Raw genomic sequence first — 3,755 nt, 5'->3', positions numbered from 1 at the left:
TCCATACAAATCTGCAGCCATTTACTTGTCTTATTTTCCATGTCTCACAGTATCGGGAGCGTGAAAATTTGAAGCCCTTTGAAATTGTCACGATTTCACAATACAAAATCTTATTTTCCGATGCAAAGATGTTAGTAATCTGTATGTCAGTTAGTTGGGTTGTATTGGAATGGTATTTGAGCCATGATTTTATTGTTGGAAATAGGAGTTTAAGTAGTTGTAAATCAGCTTATTATGTACTATATAAATGTTGCTTTCTTTTGTTTTCACAAGTTACTTACCAATACACATTTGTTATATGGTTGATTGTCAGATAATTAATGGCTATTTGGCTCGTATTTGAGCCATTACTTCCACTTACTTGTGAAAATGATTTATATAATTGATTATCAGTGTTTTGCATTATATGCCAGCAATCTGAATGCGTAATTGCTGGTTGAGTCTTCATCATTCAGCTATTTACCCCACACAGTTATATAAACTGTCTGATTATCAATAATATACAGTTAATTGAATCATATTTGAGCCATTGGATTTTACGTTTTTGCCCATCTGAAATACAAACGGTTCTGATTTTCTTATAAGTTTCAATTTTTTCATCACTTTCCTGATTTAGATGTGATTTTATTAGAGTTTAATATTTAATAACACAGATGCGAATGAATTTATCTCTAATATGCATCTATATTTAGCAAAATTAGGTAATTATCAATGATTTCGCATAATATGTATCGAAAATATTTCTCAATATCTCATCTGTGGTTATTTAGTCGTCAATTATTTCAGCAAGGAGAAAGAAACATTCACATAATGTGGGTTTACTGAAGGACAAACTATATGTTCATCCTTCGACCAATATACGACTGATTTATTTCAGCAAAGAAAAAAAGGATTTACCTCCTGCTTCAGGGATGAAGTTTACAAATAAGTTTATCAATTCATATATACATATATGAGTTTCATTAAACTTTTAAACTCAAAGGCTTAACCTGCTATATGGTTGAATCAGTCAAGTAAGTTGAGTTTAAGAGACATGTATATATACATGGGTAAGTCTAAACTTTAAACTTGTAGAAAGCCCTCCATCAGTCAGATGCTTCTCTGCTTGATGAAGGGCTTTATTTTTTCCTTGCTGAGAACAATGTATTTGGTTCAGAATAAGTATGAAGTTCCGATATTTTAGAGTCCATTCTATTCTGGGGCATTATTAGCTTAATCTCGCTTGCCTGGAAGTTTGTCGATAAAATTATCGTAAACCAACTGGTAGGCTTCGTTTGGATCAAAATGGATTTCCGGACGTAGAAGTGGTTCTACGTCGGTTAGAAACTCGCTGTCGTTCATCTTCTCGTTCATATTTTGGACAAATTCCTTGTAAGATGGTGCTCGTTCTACCACAAACTCCATGTATCGCTTATAACATTCGAGTACCTTCTCAATGTTGAGGTCTCTTTGCGTCAATGCACAGTTTATATCAAATAGGTCACGTCCTTTTTTACGCTGGTAAAGGGCTCGCATTTTCGTGCCAATGAGTTCTTCCAAGTGGTAAGTAGCGATTTCTGTTTCACCGCTAAACCATGAGTTTTCCATCTTGAATGGAACTTTGTGTAGTCCCATCACGTTGAAGTGTTCAAAGCAATTGATTTCAATCTTCAATCGGATCTGTTCTACCGGCGGCACTTCAGACTCAAATTTAAAGTACATTTTGTTGCTATGGCGCTTTTGTGCCGTACTGCGGTTGGGCAACCAGTCAAGCACTTCGCCCAAGCGGAACATGATAGGTTTGATAGGTCCCGGATTAATCTGCACAAGATCTATATCCTCACTGTACCTGGGTTGAGGTGAGAGATAGAGCTTATGCAGTGCCGTACCACCACGGAAAGCGAGGTTCTCACGCAAAAAATCATCGCTGAAGATACTTACCAATGCCCGGCAGATAACCAAATCCTGTTCCACCATCTGAGGCGATTTCCAAGGCACCACCTCATTCCATTCTCTTATTGCTCTTTCGTATATCATAATTCGTCAATTTCTATCTGTGTGTTAATAATGAGTTTCCACTGCTTATCTATCTCGTGTGATTCATCACATGGTTTTCCTGCCTTGAGCGGAGTCTTACGAAACTTTATATTCAAAGCCTTGCAAGCGTCTGCCACCCATTGAGCATGCTCATCGTATTCAAGAATACTGAGGATGTACCCGAATCTTTGTATTACTGGGACAGGATATGTCTTCAGCAACTCGTAGTCTGCAGAGGAGAGCTTGAACGATTCGTCAAGTTCTGCGATAATCTCGGCAGAACGGCTCATACCACCTATCTTACTCTCCATATTAATAATATCGAGAGCAGTCATCAATGGCGATGATATATTCATCATGCCGGTCTGTGTCTTCACCTGGCGGACGTAAGCCTTTGGAATATCCTGTCTTTGGGAAAAAACCAATTTCGTACCGTTTTTAACTCCGTCACGTAGCGACTTTCCTGAAGCCATTACGTAGTAGGTCTGGCTGCGCTGGTGACAGGCACCATAGATTGTAGCAGCTGAGAGAAGACATACATAGTAATCACGATGCAAGTACTTCATCAATTCATCGATATAATACGATGGTGGTACCTCTCCCTTCAACTTATATTCAGTTGGAACTATGATGTAGAATGTCTTCCACGGAGAAACGATTAAACCGTTATCTTGCATCCTTGATAATGCGACACGTATAACTTCCTTGCTGACACCGGGGTAGTTCTTCTCGATGTCATCTAAAGAAAAGAATACGTTTCCACGTATGCTTCTTTCGTGTATCCAGTTCGTATAATCAGAGTATTCCATACAAGTATTATAAATTGCAGTGGAGCTGCAATTGTTATCATTATTTGTTAATTTACGCAGTTTGATTGCAAATATACAAAGATTTCTGAAGTCTTGCAAAGGAATGAGGTAGAAATCGTGACGTGATTTGTTAACCAGTTTACGAAGGTTTCTATCGAATCACTCAACATTAAGATAAAATTGAAGTGTAATTATAATATAAACTCGACAACAAGCCTATATTTGCTGACTTTATACATGGAACTGGTTTTATTATCAGGCCTTTGCCATGGGATTAACCTTTGTATAGTAAGCAGAGAGAAACCGAAGTCCGCTTATAGTCCGATTGACTGCTTTGCCCTTCTTTTTCCCTTGCTGAGTTATTCCTTATCATAACTCATAAGAGTGGCATCAGCCTTGTTTTGCTTCACCTCTGGCTTCCATCCTCTTGAATAGCTTCCGTGTTAAGACCTTTTGATGAAGAATGCGGAGATCCGTATATCTCTTGCTATACCATGCCAAGTTCATGGTGAAGTACTGGAACTATCGCCCTTATCATGTCAGCATTTATTACCATGGAACTGTGAAACCTGTCGAGTCTGAATATGGGGAAGTATCCTTTTCCAAGACCAGCACACAAGAATATCAGGCCATTCCCTTCATTTCTCATTTTGGACGAAGCCTTGACACTTACTTTTTCCTGTTGCGAAGTTAGTGCAAGGCGCATACTGCAAGTACCAGAGCCTTATTCCCTGAATTTTTTCAAAAACTTTTCCTGCTGCCGCTTATCGGAAAACTTTTCCCGCCTGACGGTGAAATAATTCGGTAATTACTTGCCTGACTGCTATCCTTGCCAACTTTGATGGCAACGTAAAAAATAAATGTTTCACTTCTAAAATTTCAATGTCATGAAGAAAATGGAAAATTCTTTCGTAGTTTCTGGTTTTGTAG

Annotated in this window: 3 protein-coding genes; all 3 read right to left on the bottom strand. The window is 38.2% G+C overall.

All coding sequences use genetic code 11. The features are described from left to right. Positions 1-1,212: 1,212 nt before the first annotated feature. The 3 genes from H6A27_RS13975 to H6A27_RS13965 all read right to left on the bottom strand — a co-directional run bounded on the left by H6A27_RS13975 (position 1,213) and on the right by H6A27_RS13965 (position 3,531). Positions 1,213-2,016: a nucleotidyl transferase AbiEii/AbiGii toxin family protein gene (locus tag H6A27_RS13975; protein WP_204509119.1), complete on the bottom strand. Its 804-nt coding sequence runs from the start codon at positions 2,014-2,016 to the stop codon at positions 1,213-1,215. After that, entirely contained in the window at positions 2,013-2,825 is an 813-nt protein-coding gene (locus H6A27_RS13970; RefSeq protein WP_204509118.1) for a type IV toxin-antitoxin system AbiEi family antitoxin domain-containing protein, read from the bottom strand. Before H6A27_RS13970 ends, H6A27_RS13975 begins: the two co-directional genes overlap by 4 nt. A 487-nt stretch (positions 2,826-3,312) precedes the next feature. Further along, on the bottom strand, positions 3,313-3,531 hold the full coding sequence (locus H6A27_RS13965; RefSeq protein WP_204509117.1) for a hypothetical protein: 219 nt from the start codon (positions 3,529-3,531) through the stop codon (positions 3,313-3,315). Positions 3,532-3,755 lie beyond the last annotated feature (224 nt).

It is taken from the genome of Bacteroides caecigallinarum, from assembly GCF_016902295.1.
GTDB classification, from domain to species: Bacteria; Bacteroidota; Bacteroidia; order Bacteroidales; family Bacteroidaceae; genus Phocaeicola; species Phocaeicola caecigallinarum_A.
Note: the sequence above shows the minus strand (reverse complement) of the source record. Positions and strands in the feature narration are given on the sequence as shown.